24 protein-coding genes and 1 tRNA gene are annotated in these 22,770 nt (G+C 41.3%); 23 read left to right on the plus strand and 2 right to left on the minus strand.

Features of this window, described 5'->3' with window-relative positions:
* Positions 1 to 98: 98 nt before the first annotated feature.
* Both L6773_RS17955 and pgsA read right to left on the minus strand, forming a co-directional pair.
* The gene (locus L6773_RS17955; RefSeq protein WP_237855896.1) at positions 99 to 572 is read right to left on the minus strand and encodes a phosphatidylglycerophosphatase A family protein; all 474 of its coding nucleotides are present in this window, start codon (positions 570 to 572) and stop codon (positions 99 to 101) included.
* A complete protein-coding gene (gene pgsA, locus L6773_RS17960) occupies positions 569 to 1,186 on the minus strand; it encodes a CDP-diacylglycerol--glycerol-3-phosphate 3-phosphatidyltransferase (RefSeq protein ID WP_237855897.1) in 618 nt (205 codons plus the stop codon). The genes L6773_RS17955 and pgsA overlap by 4 nt, the downstream gene beginning before the upstream one ends.
* Before the next feature lie 164 nt (positions 1,187 to 1,350).
* Here pgsA and L6773_RS17965 point away from each other — a divergent pair, with 164 nt between their 5' ends.
* From L6773_RS17965 to L6773_RS18070, 23 genes are all read left to right on the plus strand, one after another.
* Entirely contained in the window at positions 1,351 to 2,619 is a 1,269-nt protein-coding gene (locus L6773_RS17965; RefSeq protein WP_237855898.1) for a competence/damage-inducible protein A, read from the plus strand.
* The gene (locus L6773_RS17970; protein WP_237855899.1) at positions 2,619 to 4,703 is read left to right on the plus strand and encodes a putative porin; all 2,085 of its coding nucleotides are present in this window, start codon (positions 2,619 to 2,621) and stop codon (positions 4,701 to 4,703) included. The genes L6773_RS17965 and L6773_RS17970 overlap by 1 nt, the downstream gene beginning before the upstream one ends.
* Before the next feature lie 13 nt (positions 4,704 to 4,716).
* On the plus strand, positions 4,717 to 5,601 hold the full coding sequence (locus tag L6773_RS17975) for a cell division protein FtsX (RefSeq protein WP_237855901.1): 885 nt from the start codon (positions 4,717 to 4,719) through the stop codon (positions 5,599 to 5,601).
* Positions 5,602 to 5,747: 146 nt separating this feature from the next.
* On the plus strand, positions 5,748 to 5,954 hold the full coding sequence (locus L6773_RS17980; protein WP_237855902.1) for a hypothetical protein: 207 nt from the start codon (positions 5,748 to 5,750) through the stop codon (positions 5,952 to 5,954).
* Positions 5,955 to 6,405: 451 nt separating this feature from the next.
* Entirely contained in the window at positions 6,406 to 6,729 is a 324-nt protein-coding gene (locus L6773_RS17985) for a hypothetical protein (RefSeq protein ID WP_237855903.1), read from the plus strand.
* A gap of 79 nt (positions 6,730 to 6,808) precedes the next feature.
* Positions 6,809 to 8,284, plus strand: a complete 1,476-nt coding sequence (gene guaB / locus L6773_RS17990; protein ID WP_237855904.1) for an IMP dehydrogenase — start codon at positions 6,809 to 6,811, stop codon at positions 8,282 to 8,284.
* A gap of 81 nt (positions 8,285 to 8,365) precedes the next feature.
* The gene (locus tag L6773_RS17995; RefSeq protein WP_237855906.1) at positions 8,366 to 9,214 is read left to right on the plus strand and encodes a M23 family metallopeptidase; all 849 of its coding nucleotides are present in this window, start codon (positions 8,366 to 8,368) and stop codon (positions 9,212 to 9,214) included.
* 7 nt (positions 9,215 to 9,221) lie between these two features.
* Complete coding sequence (locus L6773_RS18000; protein WP_237855908.1) at positions 9,222 to 9,656, plus strand: bactofilin family protein; 435 nt, start codon at positions 9,222 to 9,224, stop codon at positions 9,654 to 9,656.
* A gap of 8 nt (positions 9,657 to 9,664) precedes the next feature.
* Positions 9,665 to 9,880 carry an AtpZ/AtpI family protein gene (locus L6773_RS18005; protein WP_237855910.1) on the plus strand — a complete coding sequence of 72 codons (216 nt, stop codon included), beginning with the start codon at positions 9,665 to 9,667 and terminating at the stop codon, positions 9,878 to 9,880.
* A gap of 395 nt (positions 9,881 to 10,275) precedes the next feature.
* Positions 10,276 to 11,316 (plus strand): F0F1 ATP synthase subunit A, encoded by a 1,041-nt coding sequence (gene atpB, locus L6773_RS18010; protein WP_237855911.1) that lies wholly within the window; start codon positions 10,276 to 10,278, stop codon positions 11,314 to 11,316.
* A gap of 56 nt (positions 11,317 to 11,372) precedes the next feature.
* A complete protein-coding gene (gene atpE, locus L6773_RS18015) occupies positions 11,373 to 11,588 on the plus strand; it encodes an ATP synthase F0 subunit C (RefSeq protein ID WP_237855913.1) in 216 nt (71 codons plus the stop codon).
* 18 nt (positions 11,589 to 11,606) lie between these two features.
* Complete coding sequence (gene atpF / locus L6773_RS18020; protein WP_237855915.1) at positions 11,607 to 12,140, plus strand: F0F1 ATP synthase subunit B; 534 nt, start codon at positions 11,607 to 11,609, stop codon at positions 12,138 to 12,140.
* A 3-nt stretch (positions 12,141 to 12,143) separates the two neighbouring features.
* Positions 12,144 to 12,689, plus strand: coding sequence for an ATP synthase F1 subunit delta (atpH, locus tag L6773_RS18025; protein WP_237855917.1), 546 nt, complete (start codon positions 12,144 to 12,146; stop codon positions 12,687 to 12,689).
* 17 nt (positions 12,690 to 12,706) lie between these two features.
* Positions 12,707 to 14,326: a F0F1 ATP synthase subunit alpha gene (gene atpA / locus L6773_RS18030; RefSeq protein ID WP_237855919.1), complete on the plus strand. Its 1,620-nt coding sequence runs from the start codon at positions 12,707 to 12,709 to the stop codon at positions 14,324 to 14,326.
* A gap of 4 nt (positions 14,327 to 14,330) precedes the next feature.
* Positions 14,331 to 15,224: an ATP synthase F1 subunit gamma gene (gene atpG / locus L6773_RS18035; RefSeq protein WP_237855921.1), complete on the plus strand. Its 894-nt coding sequence runs from the start codon at positions 14,331 to 14,333 to the stop codon at positions 15,222 to 15,224.
* Between the two features lie 57 nt (positions 15,225 to 15,281).
* Positions 15,282 to 15,368: transfer RNA gene (locus L6773_RS18040), tRNA-Ser, on the plus strand.
* A gap of 27 nt (positions 15,369 to 15,395) precedes the next feature.
* Complete coding sequence (locus L6773_RS21810) at positions 15,396 to 15,638, plus strand: GIY-YIG nuclease family protein (protein ID WP_369431594.1); 243 nt, start codon at positions 15,396 to 15,398, stop codon at positions 15,636 to 15,638.
* Between the two features lie 166 nt (positions 15,639 to 15,804).
* Positions 15,805 to 17,202, plus strand: a complete 1,398-nt coding sequence (locus L6773_RS18045; protein ID WP_237855922.1) for a TolC family protein — start codon at positions 15,805 to 15,807, stop codon at positions 17,200 to 17,202.
* Between the two features lie 6 nt (positions 17,203 to 17,208).
* The gene (locus L6773_RS18050; protein WP_237855923.1) at positions 17,209 to 17,802 is read left to right on the plus strand and encodes a Tgt2/MlaC family protein; all 594 of its coding nucleotides are present in this window, start codon (positions 17,209 to 17,211) and stop codon (positions 17,800 to 17,802) included.
* 9 nt (positions 17,803 to 17,811) lie between these two features.
* A complete protein-coding gene (locus L6773_RS18055) occupies positions 17,812 to 18,795 on the plus strand; it encodes a glycosyltransferase family protein (protein ID WP_237855924.1) in 984 nt (327 codons plus the stop codon).
* 67 nt (positions 18,796 to 18,862) lie between these two features.
* Positions 18,863 to 20,143: a glycosyltransferase gene (locus L6773_RS18060; protein WP_237855925.1), complete on the plus strand. Its 1,281-nt coding sequence runs from the start codon at positions 18,863 to 18,865 to the stop codon at positions 20,141 to 20,143.
* Positions 20,136 to 21,656: an oligosaccharide flippase family protein gene (locus L6773_RS18065; protein ID WP_237855926.1), complete on the plus strand. Its 1,521-nt coding sequence runs from the start codon at positions 20,136 to 20,138 to the stop codon at positions 21,654 to 21,656. Before L6773_RS18060 ends, L6773_RS18065 begins: the two co-directional genes overlap by 8 nt.
* A 22-nt stretch (positions 21,657 to 21,678) precedes the next feature.
* The gene (locus tag L6773_RS18070) at positions 21,679 to 22,770 is read left to right on the plus strand and encodes a hypothetical protein (protein ID WP_237855927.1); all 1,092 of its coding nucleotides are present in this window, start codon (positions 21,679 to 21,681) and stop codon (positions 22,768 to 22,770) included.

The following is a 22,770-nucleotide window of genomic DNA, read 5'->3' on the forward strand; positions in this document are numbered from 1 at the left end:
TCAAAAATATTCAATCAAATTAGATATAACGTATCGTAAACAGAATTAATATGTGTTCAATACAAGTTTCCTGTTTGTTGTTTTTCAGCCGGTCACTGTCAAAGTAATGTTTGGTATAAATAGATGGATCCTTCCAGGCAAATAAATGCATATACACCGGCCAACAAATCATCTGCTAATATACCAATTTCTCCGGGTAAATTTTGCAACTTATCTACACCCAACGGTTTAAGGATGTCAAAAAAACGGAATAGAAGGAAACCGAAAACCAGCAGAAGTACATCACCGGTAAAGGTGAATGAAAATCCACCAAGAATAAAAACAAGGCTTTGTCCAGCACATTCATCCATCACAAATTGAGCTGGATCTTGTCCATATTGCTTCATCGCAGCTGATGCAGAATAAAGAGAAAGCACAAAACAGGCAGCAAATAACAGGGGAATTCCCAGGTTCGGAATGAAATATTCCGCTGCATAAATCATTGGAAGGGTAAATAAGCTTCCCCATGTTCCCGGTGCAATTGGAAGGTTGCCGGTTCCAAAAAGTGTACCTATGGCAAGTCGTATGTTCATGATTTTTTAAATTGGCTCGAAAAGAGTGCACGATTTACAACTATATATTCAATACCGGAGTAGAGAGTAATGATCATAACGAGCATTAATCCTGTATAGAATACATTCGAATCGAGAATAATCTGGATCATTTCACCAAAACGCCCCCTGAACAACATCAGAAGCCCAAAAATGAGTGCTATATAGAGATACATCATTTGAATGGCGGTTTTTACCTTTGCCATATACCGGGTTTGCATGATGACCCCTTTGCGATTTGCAAAAATTCGAAGGGCTGTGATAGCCACATCGCGCACTACAATAAGCAGTATTGCCCACAGAGGGAATTGACTCGGATCGAGAAAGGGAAGACAGATAAAGCCGGCAAATGTGAGAAACTTGTCGGCCAGCGGATCGAGAAAAACACCGAAGTCACTCTCTGCGTTGAAACGGCGGGCGATGTACCCGTCAATAAAATCGGTAGCTGCGGCAATAAAAAAGATTACAAGACTGATAGCCCGCCAGAAAATTTGATCCTGGATGAACAGATATAGGAATATGGGGGCCAGCAGTAACCGGAAGCCGCTAAGTATGTTTGGAATTTTTTGCACACTTAAAGGTATAATTCTTGTCAATTAATTGTTATTCGTGTACTCAAAATTTCACAAGAGCCGCAATATTGTCAACTGGATGAAGACTCCCAACCTTATTCCTATTAAATTTGAGGTAAATATCTGTACAAAAAAAGGAATTATATCCGCATTTCATACATGTTCAGCAAAATCCTATTTTCAACACTATGAAAAAGGCACATATCATCACAATTGGAAACGAGTTATTAATCGGCGATACCGTTAACACAAATGCATCATGGATTGGAAGTAAATTGACAGAATCGGGCTTTTCGGTAGATAAGATGATTTCGATACCGGACGATTATACCCCGATCATTGAAGAAATTTCAGATTCACTTCAAAAAGCTGATCTTACCATTGTAACCGGAGGTCTTGGGCCAACGCACGATGATATCACTAAAAAAGCAGTCGCTGATATTTTTGATTCAGAATTGGTTGAGAACGAAGCTGTACTCAATCACGTAAAAGAGATTTTTGAGACACGTGGATTTATTTTTTCACGATCCAACAGGGAGCAGGCATTGGTTCCGGAGTGTTGTGAGGTGCTCTTCAACTCGCAAGGAACCGCCCCCGGAATGTGGTTTGAGAGGAATGGCCATTATCTTGCTGTATTGCCGGGTGTTCCGTACGAAATGAAGCACCTAATGGATAAACAGGTTTCTAAAAAGGTTGAGGAGTATATTCAAGATCTTGATACGAATATTATAGAATATTTCAGAACCGCAGGAATTCCGGAGAGTACGCTTAGTGATAAAGTGGGGGATTTAGATCAATTTACATCCAATGGTGTCAGGGTTGCATTCCTGCCGAATCCAAGTGGGGTGACGATTCGGATCAGTGCAAACTCAGAAGATAAATTGGTCCAACTTCGTGAAATGCTGCAAGACCGGGCCGGGAAATATATTTATGGTAAAGGTAAAAACTTGAGATTGGCTGAAGTATTAGGTGAACTTCTTATTGAAAAAAACATGACCATTGCAACAGCTGAGAGCTGTACAGGCGGTTTATTGTCAAATGAAATAACTGATATTCCCGGGAGTTCTCGATACATGCTGGGCGGGGTTGTAGCTTACTCGAATGATGTGAAAAAGAATTTGTTGAGTGTGTCTCAGAATTCACTGGAGCAATATGGAGCAGTTAGCAAAAAGGTGGCGCTTGAGATGGCCAAAGGAGTTGCAGAGTACGTAGGAGCTGATATCGGCGTTTCTTCAACAGGAATTGCAGGACCCAGCGGCGGCACGGAGGAGAAGCCGGTTGGCATGGTATGGATGGGATTTTGGATCAACGGAGAACATTTTGCCCTGCGGTCTGTTTTTACGAATGATCGCTTAATCAACAAGGAACGAACGGTGATGGTAATACTGGAATCTGTACGGAGGAGATTGCTGGGAGTCGACAGTCTGCCGTATGAACTCAAACCTCAACAAACCTGATGCTGTTATCCTCGATTATTGCTCTTGTATTTAGCTTGCTGCAGGTGGCACCGTCTCAATCTCAACAAGATACGCTCTCTGCAGCACCGGTGGATACCATGACGACAGTACCTCAAGATACGCTCTCGTCAGCACCCCAGGACACATCGTTGACAGCACCGAGGGACAGTTTATCAACAACTCCCCGGGATACTTTGTCATCAGGAATACAAGATACCCTATCAACGGCTCAACAGGATTCGCTCTCGCAATCTTTGCAAGAACAGGAGGCTGAAGAACAAATTCCCGATACAGTGTATGTTTGGGATCAGAAGTTCCCGGAATCGTTTGATATGAGCGAAACGGACAGCACACTTCGATGGGTCAACCTGCTGAACCTGTTCGATAAGTTTCACAAAGAAAAAGGAGCTGTCACATCTCGTATGGGTACAGTCGGACGGATGGATGGAATATTACTGCATGCATATTCTACGCGGCACATGAATCTTGAAATGGAGGGGCTCAATTACAACGATCCGCTCACCGGAAATGTGAACTGGAATCGCCTGCCGATCCATAAAATTGCAGGATTTTACGAGGCAGATTACGGAGCCTCCTATCGATCGAGAATCAGGTTGCGAGAGCACTACCTGATCCAACCAAGAACCTATCTGAATTTTGATGAGAGTGACTTTGATTATCGGAGTCTCGAATTTTCATACACCCAGAATTTTTTAAAAACTACAAACCTAGAACTCTCTTTTTGGGATCGAAGGGATGGCGGGGGATACCGTTCTCAAGCTGTTCGGGGCCAGCAGGTTACAGCAAGGGTATATCATCAACTGAATCATCGCTGGCTGCTAAAAGCAGGATTTATTAATAATGGATTGGATCTCGGGGAATCGTTTGGTTACCAGTTGAACGATCCGGCGCTATTCTCTTTCAATACATTTGTAGCTTCTCCGGTTGAACCGAACGCTAGCTCAGAGTATGGTGCCAAGGACCTTTATGTTCAAATACATCACCGAGCTGATACTGTAAGTTCCGTTTCAACTAAAATGGGTATACATTACCAGGTGGATAAACGCTCATTGAAATATAGTGCTGACACGCTGTCTACGAATTTTCGAAGGCTTGAGATGTTCGCTCGTCACAGGGTCTCAATTTCTTCTGCGGAGGTAATTGGTACAGGACGTCTTTCTTTAATGTCGGAACAGGAGAAATCAAATCTTACAGAAAGCAGTTGGTTGGGTGGAGAAATGAACGTGGATGCGTCTCAAAAAATTGGAACTCTTTTTGAGTTGAATGGCCATGGATCTTTTAAAACCTGGAACGACGGGAGGTCAACGTCAGAACTTTCCGGCCGTTTGATATTCAGGCCAATTCAAGGATTTCGATTGTCAGGGTTCGGGGGAGCAATTTCCAGGGCACCGGATATCCAGGCGGCATACTGGGAGTCGGATGAATTTTTTGGCTCGTCCGATTTGAGCAATGAAGATTCTCAGTTTATAGGGCTCCAGGCCGAGATCGATTTTTGGCGGGACCTTACATTTGGAGTTCGGGGAGATATCCGGAATACAACGAATGCCGTATTTTTGCAGGAGGGGCAATTTCAAAATATAGATCCATACACACTGACAAGCGGTACGGCTTGGTTTTCACTCGATTCAAGGATCTTTGAGGGGCAAATATCCGGGACACTGAAAACATATTCATCAGACAGTTTCAACCCGGTGAATTCTACATTGGCAAATTCCGGCGAAAGAATATGGTTGAAGAGTCATTTTTACTGGAAGAATTACCTTTTTGACAGGGCAACTTTTGTAAAAGCCGGTTTTTCAGGAGTTTTTTCACCAAATCCATTTCGTACTGCTGAATTTATTGCACCCCTGAATCGATGGCAGCACGGAACAAATGAGTTTATCAACCCGTCATACTACCGGGTTGATGTAGATCTATCTGCCAGGGTACGTTGGTTTATGATACTCTTGAAATGGGAAAACGTACTTGATCAGGTTCAACAACTGGGCTACTTTGAATCAGTCGGATACCCCATGCCCGGAAGGCGGTTTCGATTTGGCGTACGAGTACTTTTTACCAATTAGACGGATAGCACAGATGAGTGTAGGTTATGTTTTAAAAGAAGGATTTGCAGGGTTGGGACGAGCTCGTCTCGCTGCACTCACCTCAATGTTTTCACTTTTTATTGCCGTCCTTTTGATTGGTGTTCTGTTTCGGTTGGGATACAATGCTTATGAAGTTACACAGATGCTCAATCAACAGGTAGAGGTAGAAGTTTTCCTGGATGATATGAACAGTACCGATACCCAGCTGATGGAAGAACGCCTGATGGAGAATTCGGGCATTACCGGGTTGACCTACATTTCAAAAGACAGCGCAGCCCAGGTATTCCAGCAGGAGTTTGGAACGGGGGGTGAAGCTATAGCCGAACTCGATTTCTTGCCGGCTTCTTTCCGGTTAAGTATCTCTGAGGAGTACTCCGTTGCACAAGTAGATTCACTCGTTCAGGAAATCAACACATATGAGGGAGTCAATGAAGTAAGATTTAATATGGCATTGCTTCAGATGATCGAGTCGCGAACGGAGACACTTTTCATAGTCGGGGGTGCTATCGGTATCTTTATTCTTTTGGTAGCCATGATTCTCGTGTTCAATACCATTCGCCTTACTATCTATGCGAAACGAGACCTCATTAAAGCGATGAAACTTGTAGGAGCTACAAACGCATTTATTCGCCGGCCATTCCTGGTTGAGGGTGTTTTGCAGGGAATCATTGCAGGAGGAGTTGCCGCCGGGGTTATCTACTCACTCTTCCATTGGGCCATTCCATACTTTATGCCTCAAATTGGTGTGCTTTCCTGGCCGTTTGGACGATGGTACTATTTAATTTCGGGAGTCGTTGTTCTCGCCATCTTTCTGGGATGGTGGGGGAGCCGCTGGGCTGCTCGCAAGTTTATTAAGGATATGGGTGTTTCTTCGTAGGAAATAATCTATACCTGAAAAATTCTGTCATTCGGAAGGAGAGGTAGCGATCGTAGAATCTCGTGACTGTAAAGGGGAGAGATTTCTTATGATGTTCTTTTTAGCTACTTTATTTTTGTATTAAGTTGTAAACCATTAAGCAAGTCATGAAAGAAATAACTCTTAAAATACCGGATCAAAAATTTGATTTCTTTATGAACCTCGTTAAAGAGTTGGGTTTGGAGATTTCTGAAAAAACAGAGATACCTGAAGAACAAAAAGAAATTGTTAGAGAGCGTATCGAATCAGAAAATCAATATGAAATGATTTCGTGGGAAAAGGCACGACAAAAGTTTGAGTTTAAAGATAAATAGATGTCATTTTCTATTTTCTTAGATCCATGAGCTGTAGAAGATATCCAGGAGAGTATTGATTATTATGAAGAGCAAAAAATCGGATTAGGTAAACGATTTGAAGAACATCTGGACAAGCACTTATCGATTTTAAAAAGAGAATCCCTTCTTCCAGGTGCGATACGACGAAGTACACTGCCTGCCTTTGAGTAAATTTTCTCACATGATTCATTACACAATTGACGAGAAAAACGAGATGGTTGTCGTAAGAGCTGTATTTCATACAGCATTAGATCCTGAGAAGTGGAAGCGAAGAAAAGATCAATAACGGCCTTGTTATTTCAATTTTTTGAGTTTGCTTATTTTACAAACCCATTTTTTGAATAATTAAATTTTTGATGATGGGGTGACAAATAGATGTCACTCCCCCTGTTTACATTGTGATATAACATCAAACAAACCAAATATCACAATGACAAATGCAGCAAAAAAATTAAACAAAGCCCGCCAACAGGAACCCATTCTTCTGACCATTTTTCAAAAAGCAGAGAAGGAGTACAAAGAGCTCGAAGAGATGTTCCAGTTGATTGGTTGGGGAGATCTGCCTCAAGAATTGAAATTCGCAATAGAATCTGATGTTCGGGGTTATATCGATGAACTGAATGGCCGGTACTCTACCACATGCGCAGGCGTACAACGCAGGCGAGAAAGCGTTGATTTTTGGGTAAACAGCTACCTCGATGGAATTTGCTCACTCAAAACCGCTTTAGATGCTTTGAGAGTGACAAAACTCTGAATATTTATTACGATTTGAGGTAAGGAAGTTCACATGGATTTTTTATCTTTACCAAACTGAAAAAAAAGTAAATTTTTCCATGACGAACTCCTCCCCCTTCGCAAGTATTACCCGCCAGGGACTTACGTATGATGATGTTTTGTTAGTCCCGTCTTATTCGCAGGTTTTACCTCGCGATGTTGAAACAAAAGTTGATCTCACACCAAGCATAACACTCAATACGCCTATTTTCAGTGCGGCAATGGATACCGTTTCTGAGTATCGATTGGCTATCGCTCTCGCTCGCGAGGGTGGAATCGCCATGCTTCATAAAAATATGTCTATAGAAGACCAGGCCGAGCACGTGCGTTTGGTGAAACGCAGTGAAAGCGGAATGATCGTAGATCCCGTAACACTTCCGCCTGATGCCACCGTAAAAGATGCCCGTGCATTGATGAAGAAGCACAAAATTGGGGGTATTCCTATTGTTGAAAGTGGCAACCGGTTGATTGGAATTGTAACCAACCGCGACCTTCGGTTTGAGCACTACGTTGATAAAAGGCTGGATACCATCATGACGAAGAAGGATCTTGTCACAGCCAAAGAGAAGACAAGCCTTGAAGAGGCTGAAGAAATTCTTCAACAGTACAAAGTTGAAAAGCTGCCTATTGTTAATAAAGATAATATCCTGGTTGGGTTGATTACGTTTAAGGATATTGAGAAGAAGATGAACTTCCCCAATGCCTGTAAGGACAGTATGGGGCGATTGCGTGTGGGGGCTGCGGTTGGTGTTACGCCCGACACGATGGACCGTGTGGATGCACTTGTTGAATCCGGTGTTGATATTGTAACGGTTGATACTGCACACGGCCACTCTAAAGGTGTGCTTGAAACCGTGAAAAATATTAAATCCGTTCACAAAGATTTGAATATTGTGGGTGGAAACATAGCCACCAGGGATGCCGCAGAAGCACTCGTGGAAGCCGGCGCTGATGTTGTAAAAGTTGGTGTGGGCCCGGGGTCCATCTGTACTACAAGAGTTGTAACCGGTGTGGGCGTTCCTCAGCTTTCAGCCATCATGGAGATAGCGGAATATACAAAGGAGATGAATATCGGGTTGATAGCGGATGGCGGGATCAAACAAACCGGGGATATCCCAAAAGCAATTGCCGGCGGAGCCGATGCAGTGATGATGGGGTCTATGTTTGCCGGTGTGGATGAGAGCCCGGGCGAGACTATTATTTATGAGTCCAGGAAATATAAATCCTATCGAGGAATGGGGAGTATTAGCGCTATGGCCAAAGGCTCAAAAGATCGTTACTTCCAGGATGTGGAAGATGATCTTAAACTTGTTCCCGAGGGTATTGAAGGACGCGTTCCCTATAAAGGATATCTTAGTGAGGTGGTTCACCAAATGAGTGGTGGATTACGAGCTGCAATGGGATATGTGGGAGCGACGACAATCAACGAATTACAGAAAGCTGAATTTGTTCAAATATCGGCAGCAAGTTATAAAGAAAGTCACCCTCACTCCGTACAAATTACCAAAGAAGCACCGAACTACTCTGTCTCTTGATTTTTTATGCCAATAGTTTGATCTGGTTATAAGTAAAATCCGATCTCTGGTCGATAACTACTTTCTGGTACCATTATAAATATGTGGAAATTTTTACGAAAAATTTTTTCGGAGAAGGAAGGTGAAGTCACGGTTGTGGTTTTGGATGAGACGGATCCGAACTCATCCAGTACATTCAAACTCAAGTCGTTTGATGTTATAAAGATAGCTGCAATCGTTGCAGTTATTTCCATCGTACTATCGATAGGTATTTTTTTTGTCACACCTCTCAGTTCCATCTATCAGGATCAAGTTGATGAACAGTTCCGTGACCAGGTAATTGCCATCAATCAAAGAGTAGAAGCTTTACAAGATTCGCTCTATGCCAGGGAGGTTCAGCTAAATGACCTGAAGCAGTTCATTCGAACCGTTCCTGATACAAATTTTGCAGCAAACCGAAGTTTTACAGGTGAAGAAGAGGTAGGGCAGGGCAGTAGCTGGAGTGATCCGGTGATGGTCCCGACCTTTGAAATGCTCAACCAAAATGAGATCATCTCATCGTCAAGGCTTGCGGGTGCGCCCGATTTTCCCAGTTTTTATCCTATAGAAGGTTCACTAACCCAAAATTTTTCATCCGAAGAGGAACACTATGGTATTGATCTGGCAGCAAATAGAAATACGGAGTTCAGATCAATCGCCGATGGAACTGTTGTGAATACGGGTTGGACAATTAACTATGGATACGTAATATACGTGCAACATTCGAACGGTATCATGAGTGTTTATAAACATGGTGCCAAACTTCTTAAAGAACAGGGTGATGTAGTTTTAAAAGGTGACCTGCTTGGACTGATAGGAAACAGCGGAGTTTTGAGTTCGGGCTCGCACCTGCACCTTGAGATTTGGAAAAACGGAGTCCCACAAAATCCACTCATGTATTTGATGGAGTAATTTCAATATGTTTAAAAAAAAACCTGGAAATAAAGTGAACGGTACATCTCAAAAATCACCTTCTCTTAACATGATAAGCGAAGGTACGACCATAAAAGGAACGATAAAATCTAACAACGATATTCGAATTGCAGGGCGGCTGGAAGGGGAAGCGATCTGCAAGGGTAAAGTTATTGTCAGTTCAACTGCTCATGTCGATGGCAACATTGCATCAACTGAGGCGGATATCGCTGGCAAAGTTGATGGAACCATTAAAGTATCAAACAAACTATCTTTACGGCAAACCGCTAATGTGTACGGCGATATTTATACCAAAGTTTTTGTTGTTGAAGAAGGTGCTCAGCTCAATGGAAATTGCAAAATGGGTGAGCAGGAAAAATCCACCGTTAGCAGAACTAATGCAGAGTATGCAGAATCGACAGCTGTGAAAGAAAAAAGCTAATTATTTTTTTGATCAAGGATTCCAAAAATAGAAAATATCTGGAGTATGCGGGGCTTGGTTTTGAAATCGCTGCCTCGTTCAGCGTGCCGATTTTATTTGGATACTGGCTTGACGAAAAGTATCAAACCTCACCATGGTGGCTTTTGGCTGGAATTTTTACGGGAATTCTCTTGATGCTCTCAATTTTTATCAAAATTGCAAGAGATACTAACAGCCGTGATTGACAATAACTATGCTGAAAGAAGTTCCGAAATATTTAAAACTCAGCATTTTTGTTTTTGCAATACTTTCGTTGATTTTAATTGCGCTCTTGCCAATGTATGAGAAGATCGGGTGGTTTTCCGGTTATTTTTTAGGTCTGTTTGCTGTTATTATTCACCTTATCTCAGCGACGATTAATAAGAGTGCTGACCAAAATTTTTTAAAGTTATATTTCATCTCAATGTTTGTCCGGTTTCTAATCGTTTGTCTGCTCTTCTTATTTATTCTAAAAACCACAAAAATTCATGAATTTAGTTTTACTGTTAGTTTTATAATTTCGTATATTTTCCATTCTGTAAATGAAGTGATTTTTCTGAATCATAAACTCACGAATTAACCGAGAATATTACTATAGAAAATGAGTCGAATCTTGCGTCGGATAGCTGTTACAGCTCTCTTTTTCTTGACAATCAATCCCGTACTGGCAGCTGCAGACGCATCTGAGGAGAGTGAGAATCCCATCGATGTGATCGGAAAAGTTCAAGACCATCACTATCTGGATGTAGCTGGTTATCATTTATACTTGCCAAGAATATTATTTGTTGAGGGGAGTGCTATCCCTTACGTATACGGCTCAACAGAATCTGCTGTAACATCCGGTAATTTTGAGGAGCTTCCCGATCATTCCTTAGTGTCTACAATGGGGAATGATATTGTTCTAGATATGTCCATCACATCGCATTTAATGTACTTTTGGTTTGGTATCATCCTTACTCTCTGGATTACGATTGCGATGGCAAGAAAATACAAAAAAGGGACCGGACGAGAGACCGAACCCTCAGGGTGGTTTCAGAATCTATTTGAAATAACATTTGTATTCATACGGGATGATATAGCAAGGACTAATATTTCGGAAAATAAATACAAGAAATTTGTACCGTATCTCTTTGCGGTTTTTGTGTCTATTACTTTTATGAATTTGTTTGGATTGCTGCCTTGGGGGGTCACAGCAACAGCAGATATTACTGTGACCGGAATTTTAGCAGCATTTACATTTTTCATTACACAATGGAATGGGTCGAAAGATCACTGGGAGCATGTCTTTTGGTTTCCGGGAGTGCCGGGGTGGTTGAGAATTATTTTGACCCCAATCGAAATTTTAGGTTTGTTCACAAAGCCATTTGCCCTTGCCGTTCGTCTTTTTGCGAATATGTTGTCTGGCAAAATTATGATAATCTGTATATTGGGGCTGATTTTTATCTTTGCAGAGTATTTCAATCCGGCATTTGGATTAGGGTCTAGTGTACTAGTAGTACCATTAACAGTGGCTCTATACGTATTGAAAGCATTTGTGGGCGTATTGCAGGCATATATTTTTACCCTTTTGTCAGCGGTATTTATCGGCATGGCCTCTGATGAACACCAGCATGAAGAGGGGCAAATTGAAGCTCATGCATAAAGAACTTAATAACATCTATATACTCTAAACATTACAAAACAAAACAAGGTAAAATTATGGGTTTATTAGCAGCAGGAATCGGAGCAGGAATTGTGGCAATTGGTGCCGGGTTTGGTATCGGTATGATTGGTAAAGCTGCCGTTGAAAGTATTGCAAGGCAACCGGAAGCATCAGCAGATATCCGTGGTGCAATGATCTTGACAGCCGCACTTATTGAGGGTGTTGCACTTATTGCAGCTATTGTTTGTATCCTTCTTGTCTTCTTTGCTTAATTTTAAATCATCTCTATCATGACGCTGATTTTTGCAGAAGCGGCAAGTGGCGGTGGCGGGGCAATCCTCAACTTTAACAGTGGATTTGCTGTTTGGGTGGCCATCACCCTTATTATATTTCTGGCGGTGATGGGCAAATATGCAGTACCGCTTATTATGGGAGCTCTTTCTGAGCGTGAGGAGCGTATCAAAGATTCACTGGAATCTGCGGAAAAAGCACTCGCTAAAGCAGAGGAAATATCGAATGAAAACGAAAAGGCTTTGCGTGAAGCAGAGGTAAAAGCCCAGAAAATTCGAAAGGAAGCCCTGGATGATGCCGAGGTATTGCGTACTGAGAAAATTGAACAGGCAAAGAAAGACGCCTCAAAAATTATTGAAGATGCCCGCAATACTATAGAGCAAGAAAAAAAACAAGCTCTCATGGAGCTAAGGAGTGAAGTTGCAGAACTGGCAGTACAATCTGCATCTATGATTATCCATTCCGAACTTGATGAGAAGAAGAATAAAAAACTCGTTGATTCATTTATCAACGATTTACCAAAAATGAATTAATCAATGAGTACGAAGGCTGCAAAGCGTTATGCAAATGCTTTTTTGGGTTTAGCTATCGAGGACGGTATTCTCGAAGTAATCCGGGAAGATATGCTCTTGATTAAAAATACAATCGATGCATCCTCCGATCTTAAATTATTCCTGAAAAATCCAATCATCAAAAAAGATCAAAAGAAAGCAGTGGTTCAACAGGTCTTTGGTGAAAAAATTCAGGAAATTACATTCAAGTTCTATGAACTTTTATCTAGAAAAGACAGGGAATCTCTGCTTGAGGATATATCAAATAAGTTTATTGAATTATACAACCAACATGAGGGTATCATAAAAGTAGGGGTTACTTCTGCCAAAAAGTTGGAAGATTCACAACTGAAAGCATTACGAAAAAACATTGAGCGTTCCACAGGTAAAAAAGTTGAATTTGAGGTAAACGTTCAGGAAGAATTGATTGGTGGTCTTAAAATCCGAATTGATGATACCGTGGTAGATGGATCTGTTAAATTTAAATTAAGTCAGTTGAAGGACCTTCTTACTTCAACTGAAGTTGAATAAAAATATTAGGATAAGTAATGAGTCAAGTCAGACCTGACGAAGTATCGGCTATTTTAAGAAAACAACTCACCGGTTTTGACGGTGAAGCGGATGTTTATGATGTGGGTACCGTACTGGAAGTTGGTGATGGTATTGCACGTGTTTACGGCCTTTCCAAAGTACAAGCCGGGGAATTGGTAGAACTTCCTGATGCTGTTGACGGGGACGGAAACCCTATTCGCGGAATGGTACTGAATCTTGAAGAGGACAATGTTGGTATTGTACTTTTTGGTTCTTCCAAAGTTGTAGAGGAGGGACATACAGTAAAGCGAACAAAGAGTATCGCATCTTTAAATGTTGGAGATGGTCTTCTTGGCCGAGTGATAGATCCACTTGGTAAACCGCTGGACGGGAAAGGAGCAATTTCCGGTGATACACTTCGGCTGCCATTGGAACGTAAAGCTCCGGGTGTAATCTATCGGGAGCCCGTTAGTGAGCCACTGCAGACCGGTTTAAAAGCTATTGACTCATTGATTCCGATTGGACGTGGACAGCGCGAGTTGATTATTGGTGACCGCCAAACAGGTAAAACAGCGGTTGCAATTGATACTATCATCAACCAGAAGAATACGCAGAAAACAAAAAAACCGGTTTACTGTATCTATGTAGCTGTAGGACAGAAAGGTTCAACAGTAGCAAATATTGTTAGCACTCTGAAGGAGCACGATGCACTAGATTATACAGTTGTCGTTTCTGCACCTGCAAGTGCATCAGCCCCATTGCGTTACATTGCACCGTTTGCCGGTGCCGCTATTGGTGAGTATTTCCGTGATACTGGCCGACATGCGCTTGTAATTTATGATGACTTATCTAAACAAGCGGTAGCTTATCGTGAACTTTCACTTCTGTTGAGACGACCTCCCGGACGTGAAGCATACCCCGGGGATGTATTTTATCTACACAGTCGATTATTGGAGCGTGCAGCGAAAATCATCGAGAATGACGATGTTGCCAAGCAGATGAATAATGTCCCTGATGAACTCGCTCCTAAAGTGAAAGGTGGAGGATCACTCACCGCGCTGCCTGTTATTGAAACTCAGGCGGGTGATGTATCCGCTTATATCCCAACAAATGTAATTTCTATTACTGACGGCCAAATCTTCCTCGATACAGATCTGTTTAACTCCGGTATACGGCCTGCCATTGATGTAGGGATTTCAGTATCTCGGGTAGGTGGGTCTGCACAGGTTAAATCGATGAAGAAACTATCTGGTACGTTGAAGCTCGACCTTGCACAATACCGTGAGTTAGAAGCATTCGCAAAGTTCGGTTCAGACCTTGATGCTGCCACACAACGACAGCTGAAACGTGGGGAGAGAACAGTAGAACTGATGAAACAGGGTGAATACAAACCACTTCCTGTTGAACAACAAATTGCGCTTCTGAAAATTAATAATGAAGGTTTGCTTGATAAACTTTCTATTGATCAGATTGGTGAGTTTGAAGAGATGTTTCTCGAAACAGTCCAGGCCAAATATTCAAAGAAAATGGATGCCTTGGGAGATACGGGCACATTGGATGATTCATTTGCCGATGAACTGATCAGCACTGCGGAAAGTACTATCGATCAACTGTTAGCAACAACTGAAGAGAAGTAACTGAATGGCGAATCTCCGGGACATACGAAATCGGATATCATCGATAAAGAATACCCAGCAGATTACAAAAGCCATGAAAATGGTGGCTGCTGCCAAGTTGCGAAAGGCTCAGCAGCGTATGAATGCTACACGTCCGTATTCTAAAAAGATGGGACAAGTTGTGTCAAAACTTGTTTCAACACAAAAGGATCTACAGAATGATCTCTTGAGAAAACCGGAAGAGACAAAGCGTATTTTATTAATTGTTGTTGGATCTGATCGCGGACTTTGTGGTGGGTTCAATAATAATCTTTTTAGAAAAGTTGAAGGCGTAATCTCTGATGAATACAGTACGTTTAATGATCAGGGTCATTTGGAATTGATCACCATTGGTAAAAAAGCGTCCGGTTATTTTAAGAAAAGAGATTACAACGTTATTGAAGCATTTCCCGGTTTCTTTGATGATCTGAATTACGAAGAAACCTCGGAGATAATGACTTTTGCTTCAGAGAAATTTGTAGAAGAGTACTACGACAAAGTTTTGATCGCATTTAATGAGTTCAAAACGGTAATCACTCAAAATAGATTAATTGAGGAAGCACTTCCTCTGAAAACCGAATCGATAGGTGAGGAGGAAGAGGAATCATCAACTAATAAAGATTATATTTTTGAGCCTGATCCTGTATCTATTTTGGAGAAATTGTTACCCGTTCATTTGAATATGCAACTTTGGCGAGCTGTTCTTGAATCGAATGCATCTGAGCAAGGTGCCCGAATGGCAGCAATGGACAATGCAACTGAAAATGCAAAAGAACTGGAACAAGATCTTAAGCTTGAGTATAATCAGGCACGACAAAGTGCAATTACCACAGAAATTTCAGAAATTGTGTCTGGTGCGGCTGCACTTGAGGACAATTAAAATTTATGATTGATGATTTTTGAATATTAATTTATTCATCATCAAGTTACATTTTTTGGAGGGATGGCAGAGTGGTCGAATGCGGCGGTCTTGAAAACCGTTGAGGCCTCGCGGTCTCCGGGGGTTCGAATCCCTCTCCCTCCGCTCTTTTTTTAGTTAACCTCCAGAATTTTGTATTACACATACATTTTGTGTAGTAAAAAGAATGACTTTCATTATTACGGTCATTCGAAGGATTTAGAGGAAAGATTAAAGCAACATAATCAAGGCCGTGTACGGAGCACAAAAGCTCACAGGCCATTTGAAATTATTCATAAGGAAACTTTTAAAACAAAATCCGAAGCATATAGAAGGGAAATGTTTTTCAAAAGTATTGAAGGATATCAATATTTAAAGAGGAAAGGGATTATTTGAGGCCTCGCGGTCTCCGGTGGGTTCCCCCAAAGGGATCCCCTCGGGAGAATCCCTCTCCCTCCGCATTAATAGCATAAGCCTCAACCATTGTGTTGGGGCTTTTCTATTAAATAATGATGATAGTTGTACGTTCATGGCTTAAACCTTTTCAATCTAACATGCCATAATGCAAAACTGTAAAGAACTATATCGAACAGGGGTACTTCTACTGCTTCTTTTTGTACTCTTCAAACCATCTTTTGCACAGGATACACTTTCTATTACGTTACCCGAATTTATTGAAAGAGGATTAGAAAATTCTGGTCAGGTTGCTTACGAAAGTGGTAAGGTGGATTTGGCAGAAAATCGTGTTCGTACTGTTAAATCCCGCCGTATTTTTCCACGTTTTGAACTCAATACACAACATGGAGTTGTTCCCGGTGTTGAAAGTAACCGTGATGATTTGGGAGAAGGAGAGTATTACCTCGACCCGAACCTTGAAAATGACTGGAACAACTGGGCTGTATTTACCCGGGCTGAACTCTCTGCTACTCAACCAATATATACCTGGGGAGCGGTTTCAAGTGCGGTTAAAGCTGCAGAAGCGGGGGCTAAATCCGCACAATACGAATTTAGCGCAGTAAAAGCAGAGGCCGAAATTCAACTGTTTGAACTTTACTACAGTTACCTTTTGGCAATGGAAATTTCAAGAATCCTTGAAGATGCGAATGAAAAGTTAGATGACGCTGAAAAAGAACTTAATAAGATGAGAGAAGAGGGAAATCCAGACCTGCAGGAATCAGATGTATTTAAATTTGAAATTTTTAAATCAGAGTTTGCAACAAGGCAGGTAGAAGTTCAGGAGAGCATAAATTATATAAAACGAGTTTGGGATTATGCTCTCCAGGCAGAGCCCAATGTTACGTATATTCCGGATGAAAACTTCCTGGATCCCGTGCCTTATCAACTTGAAGAATATAATTATTATCGCGACAAAGCGATTCAGGAACGCCCTGAGATGAGGGGAGTGGAGTTCGGAATTACTGCACTGGAAAAGAGGCTGGAGGCTGAAAAAGCTCAGCAATACCCCATGTTTTTTCTCGGTATTACAGGTAGCTTTGCGAATACTCCGAATAGACCCCGCCAGACCAATCCGTTTATCAGGAATAATACAAATTATGGTTCGGTTGGTGTAGGTTTCGGTATCAGGCAGAACCTGAACTTCTTATCGATGCGTGCCACGGTTGACAGAGCACGGATTGAATACAGACGTGTCAACGATCTTGAAAAGGCTGTATCTGACCAAATCATATTAGACCTGAATGAACGTTATCGTGAGGCAACTGTTGCGGAAACCAGGATGAAGCAAACGGAAGAAGCTCTTGCCACCGCCCGTAAATGGGTACGGAATGAACAGTTAAATTATGATATCGGTTTTGGTGATGCTGAAAATCTCCTGGACGCACTTCAAAAAGAAGTAGAACTGCGCGTTAAATTGAAACAAAATATATTTGATTTGAATAAGAAGATAGCAGCCCTGTATAAAGCAGGCGGTTTGCCTATTTCTCAACTGAATTTAAATTAACCTGATATGTTTAGAACCATTTACACATTTTTGATAATTGGTCTTTTAGTGATTCCATCTGCGTTTGCTCAAACAGAGGCTGATGCGATCCAGGCAATGCTTGAAGAGCGTGATCAAGAAATTAAAGAATTATTGGGGCCAAAAGGAACGGATTACACTCAAGATCAGCGAGATCGATTAAAGGATATCATTAATGATGTAATTAATTACCAATCCATGGCTGAGCACGCTCTTGGTGATACTTATGATGAAATAAGCGAGGAAGAAAGAGAAGAATTTGTATCTTTGTTTTCAACAATTATTCGTGATAATTCTTTGAACCGGTTAGATATTTATCGGGCGGAGGTTACATACAATTCGATCGAAGTAAATCAAGACTCGGCATATGTGGCTACAACAGCACAGTTAGAAGATGTGCGAACGTCTGTAGATTATAATCTGCAAGATTTCAATGATACCTGGATGATCACAGATATGACGATTGATGAGGTATCAACGGCCGATTCGTATAATCGACAGTTTCAAAGTATTATAAGACAGCGGGGTTTTGATGCACTTATGGATAGCCTTAGACGCCGCGCTTCCCGATCATCAACTTAATTAGAATACATGGAAACATCCTTATCCGGCAAGCCACTTGCAGATGAAGGCTATGTTTATTCCACGTATGGAGATCTCAAATATCTCAAGCATGCCATTGCCAGTGTACAAACACTGCGAAGATATGATCAGGATCGGCCGGTGGTTCTCTATTGTTCAAACGAACACAAAGAGATACTATTAGATTCAAACATTCAAAATCTCTTTACACATATCCTTCACCTTCCGGAAGATTATCGTTCTATAACCGGTTTTAAACATAACGTAAACCGGTTTTTAGTATTTAAAAAAAACCTCTTTCTCGACAGCGATATTCTGTGGTGCAAGAATCCAGACAACCTCTGGAAACAGTTTAGTGCATATAAATTTACGATTACAGGAAATCAAACCTCCGATCTGTTTTTTGGAGCTCCAAAGGGGTTCAGGGTATTAAAAGATATAATATTCAGGCGGAGAAAACGTACACTAAGACGTTTTGATATCACCTATTTGAGCCGGGTTCAGTCCGGTTTGATATTCGCTGGTGATTATGATTTAACGAAGCAAGTGTGCGAACTTGCTAAAGAGATGTTAAACAGGCGAGAAGAAACACACTTCAGGAGCCGAAAAGAGGAAAAAGGACGCAGTGAGGAATCTTGTGAATGGAGTTTTGCAATGGCGATGGCAAAATTGGAAGTTCAAGTCATTCCATGGTTAAATGGGTTTGAAAGCCCGCAATTAGATTTTATTGAAAGTTTTACTGAATATGATGAAGAATTTCATAACGTAAAATGCCTGCTATTTGGAAATCAATTTATCTATGATTTAAAGGGACTGAAGAAACGCTGGCTTCAAAAATTGTTAATTCGGATGCTTACATCCATCCCCGGGAAAGGTGATTATATGTACGTTACTCCATATTGCCTGCATTTTGGATGGTATCATCAGAAAGGTCCCCTTAACGATTTTTCCGAAAGATGCTGGCAAAAACTCGTCAAATCTCAGCAAATGTAGCCTCAACTTTTTTCTGTTGGTATGCCCATTCAGATTGAAATAAGGAATAAAAAATAATTTCCTATTGATGAAAACGGTATTGATGATAGCGCCTTATTTTATTCCGAGAAGACGTGTAGGCGCTTTAAGGCCTTTTAAGTTTGCAATACATCTGCGTTCTCATGGCTATCAACCGGTTATACTAACCATTTCCAGTCCGGGAGACCGTTATACGGAGTTAGAGAATAAACTTCTTGAAGAGATTCCGGTGATTGAAATTCAACCACCGTTCGATCGAACTACCAATCCAAAAAGGGATTCTGATTCAGAGCAAAAAGCTACTCCTTTGTTAGATTGGCTGGATAAACAAACGCCAATCGATTCATGGATCTACCTTTTTCTATTGAGGTATTTTAAGATCAGAAAAAAAGTGAAGGAGATTGATCCTGATCTCATTTGGGCAACCGGTGATCCATGGTCAGGTTTATGGTTGGGAGAAAAGCTCGCAAGAAGTTTATCAAAGCCATTCGTTGCTGATTTTCGAGATCCCTGGACGCTTGCTGAGGTAAACCTGAGAGATCGGTCGCCGTTTTCTATGAAATTAGACAGAGATGTAGAATTTAAAATCTTACTGAATGCAGAGCGAGTAGTTTTTACATCCGGGCTGACTGAAAAAAGGTATGTGAATGAGTTTAATCTATCAACAGATAAAACCAAGACCATTTATAACTCTTACGATTCTCGTTTGATCAAAGAGTATGAGAATGAAACATGGGGAGAAAATTTAAATCCTGATTTCCTGAATATAATGTTTTTTGGTCGTTTCAGGCGCTTGAGTCCCGTAACACCCATTGCCGATGCGTTACGAATGTTGAAAAGGGTTCGCCCGGAAGACGCATCATACATCCATATTCATAGTTTTGGAAAACCCGACGCAGAGAATAGTCAGATTATCCGGAAGTATGGATTGGAGAATAATTTTATTTGTCATGAGCCGGTTGTACCGGAAAAAATGCTGCCTGTTTTGAAGAGTGCGGATATTTTACTGCTAAGTACAAATATGAAACGAGAACAGGTGATCCCTGCAAAGTTATGGGATTACCTTGCGGTGCAAATTCCGATCTTCTCAATCACGGCCAACCCGGAAATAGGGGATATTATAATGCGTAGCAAAGCAGGTATCCAGGTCCATCCGGAGGAAAAGAAAGAGATTGCCGAACTATTGCATTCGTTTGCCAGGGCAAAACAAAATGGTGAAACCTTTCTGCTGTCTGCAGAAAAAGAGATCCCCGACAGAAATATGTATGATGCAAAACACACATCAGGAGAACTGGCCTCTTTGTTTGACGAGCTCTTAAAAAATGAGTAAAAAATCTACCAATTTATCGGAGAAGGCCGGGGTAGTTGTTTTCGCAAGAATTGTAACTACTGTTATTGACCTGGCGATAGTTATTGCCACGATACAGATCTTATCAAAAACAGACTTTGCCATAATTGGTTACCTACTGATGATTCACGAGGTAGCGAGAAACCTGGCTACTCTCGGATTCCCGGACAGTGTCTTTTACTTTTTCGAGAGAGTGAGCGGCAGTGCAAAGCGGGCTTTCGTAAATCAAACTACACTGATACTGCTGGGAACAGCATTAATAGCCGGTATATTCATCCTATTGGTGGGTTATTTTGCCCCCTCGTTCCTCACAGAGTGGAGCCCGGACAGCATCGAGCAGGTTCAGCACTTGTTACCTTTTATGGCCCTTGTAGCTGTATTTGAAATACCCACATGGCCGGTTACAAACATTCTGCTTGCACTCGACAGACAGAAGGAGTCTGCATGGTACGAGATGATAACCAGCTTGTTAACCTTTTTGCTTTTGGTAGGGCCGCTTGCACTGGGTTATGCATTAGATATCGCAGTTTATGGCCTTGTAGCATATGGTTTGATTCGATTTATCGGATCATGGGTTTGGATGAGAGTAGTTCTACCCGAAGGCAAACTAAGTGATTCAGAAATTTCAGTGCGAAGACAGGTTAATTTTTCATTGCCGCTCGGCCTGTCCGCCTTAGTAAATAAAATCAATCGATATGTAGATAAGTTTGTGGTCTCCATATTGCTTCCTGTAACGGCATATGCTGAGTATACAATTGGTGCCCAGGAGGTTCCGATTATTCGAGTGATTCCTTTTGCTGTCGGTTCGGTGTTAATCAGCCGCTACGTTGAGTTCCAGCTGGAGTCAAAAAAAGAAGAGTTGTTAGAGCTTTGGTACAAGGGTGTTCAGAAAGTGAGTCTGTTGGTAGTTCCGCTTACAATACTTTCAATCATAATTGCATCAGATCTGATTGCCATTATTGCTGAGTCGGAAGGGACAAGTTACCGAAATGCTGTTCTGCCGTTTCAAATATACAACCTCATTGTTCTGGTCCGGGTTACTCACTACGGCAGCATTCTACAGGCTTTTGGTGATACAAGGGGTGTTTTTTATCTAAGTATAAACCTTGTGGTAGCAAACTTAATATTAAGTATCCCGCTTACGATGCTTTACGGGATCAACGGGACGGCTTTAGGTACACTGATTGCGAACCTATACAATTGGTATATCACACTCAGAAGAATTGGAACGCATATGGAACTGCCGGCCCGTAAGGTATTGCCGTTTCCGTACTATTTGAAGGTACTGGGCGTTTCTGTATTGACGGCGGTACCCATTTGGTATGGACGATATATTTTAATCAGTGAAGCGAATTCTGTACTTGGTTTATTGATAAGTATAATAACTTATTTACTACTTTTTTCGATACTGGGCACTCTTCTGAAAGTCATAACATCAGACGATTGGAGTCAATTGAAAAATTGGTTACAGCTTAAATTTTTATCTCGAAACTGACATTGGTTTTTAAATTAAAATTATGATATCAAGAAGTACTAAGCTTTTTTCAGCCAACTCCAATCAATTGAAGAAGTTAGGAATATTCATTCTTTTCACGCTTGCCTTACTTCAATTTGAGCTTCGGGCGCAAAATAATATAGAATTTCCCGAGAAGAGGTTTCAGAATACTGATTCGGAAGATTTTCTTGCCAAAAATCTGCCATCAAAATATTATAACGAACTTTGGACCTATCATGTGAAATTGGAAAATGGTGTACAAATCATCAACACATTTTCAATCAATGATTTTGGTGCCTTTAAAGATCGTGTAACCGGAGTTAAATTGATGGTTAGCTGGACGGACGGTAACACCTATGTTGTTAATAAGCAGTACGATCCGGGTGACCTCATTAATATTGCTGATAGTACCTATCTCCGATTGAGACATGACCGTCCCTACTGGGCAAAAGGAAATTTTGATGATGAGCATACTATCAACTTTCAAAATACGAATGATGGAGTACGGTACGATTTGAACCTGACATTCTTTGAGATCTCTCAGGGCAAGAAATTGGGAGACGGTGTTTATAAAATGGAGGATAATGAAATCGGGATGCAACTTTTGATACCCCATGCTAAGGTTAAAGGTTATGTGGCTATTAATGGAGATACGCTACAGGCGAAAGGGGTGGGATACATGGATCATATATATCAAAATAACTTGTCAACCGAGCTAATTGACCGCAGCTACCGAATTAAAAAAGGAGACGCGGAGAATGGTATGTATATGCATTTCATTACACTCAAGAATAATGAAACCGAACCTCCAATAGGTTATGGTATCCGTTACCAAAATGGAAGGCATTCAATGATAACTCCCTCATCAATTGAGAAGGTCAGCAGTGAAGATAATTTAGACTCAGAAGTGATGATTTATACCGATCAAGCCAGTACCCTTAAAGTTAATGTACAGGAACATTATAACACCTATTCTCTTTTGAGTGAACTCGGCCGGGTTCAACGATTTTTTGCCAAACGCGTGACGGGCGGGGAACTTCTTGAAATGAATGGTACGGTTGAAATTGATGGTGAGAAACCAGGCTACTTCTATTACATGGTAGCCAAAGATTAA

Origin of the sequence: Rhodohalobacter sulfatireducens (assembly GCF_022012475.1) — a bacterium.
GTDB classification, from domain to species: Bacteria; Bacteroidota; Rhodothermia; order Balneolales; family Balneolaceae; genus Rhodohalobacter; species Rhodohalobacter sulfatireducens.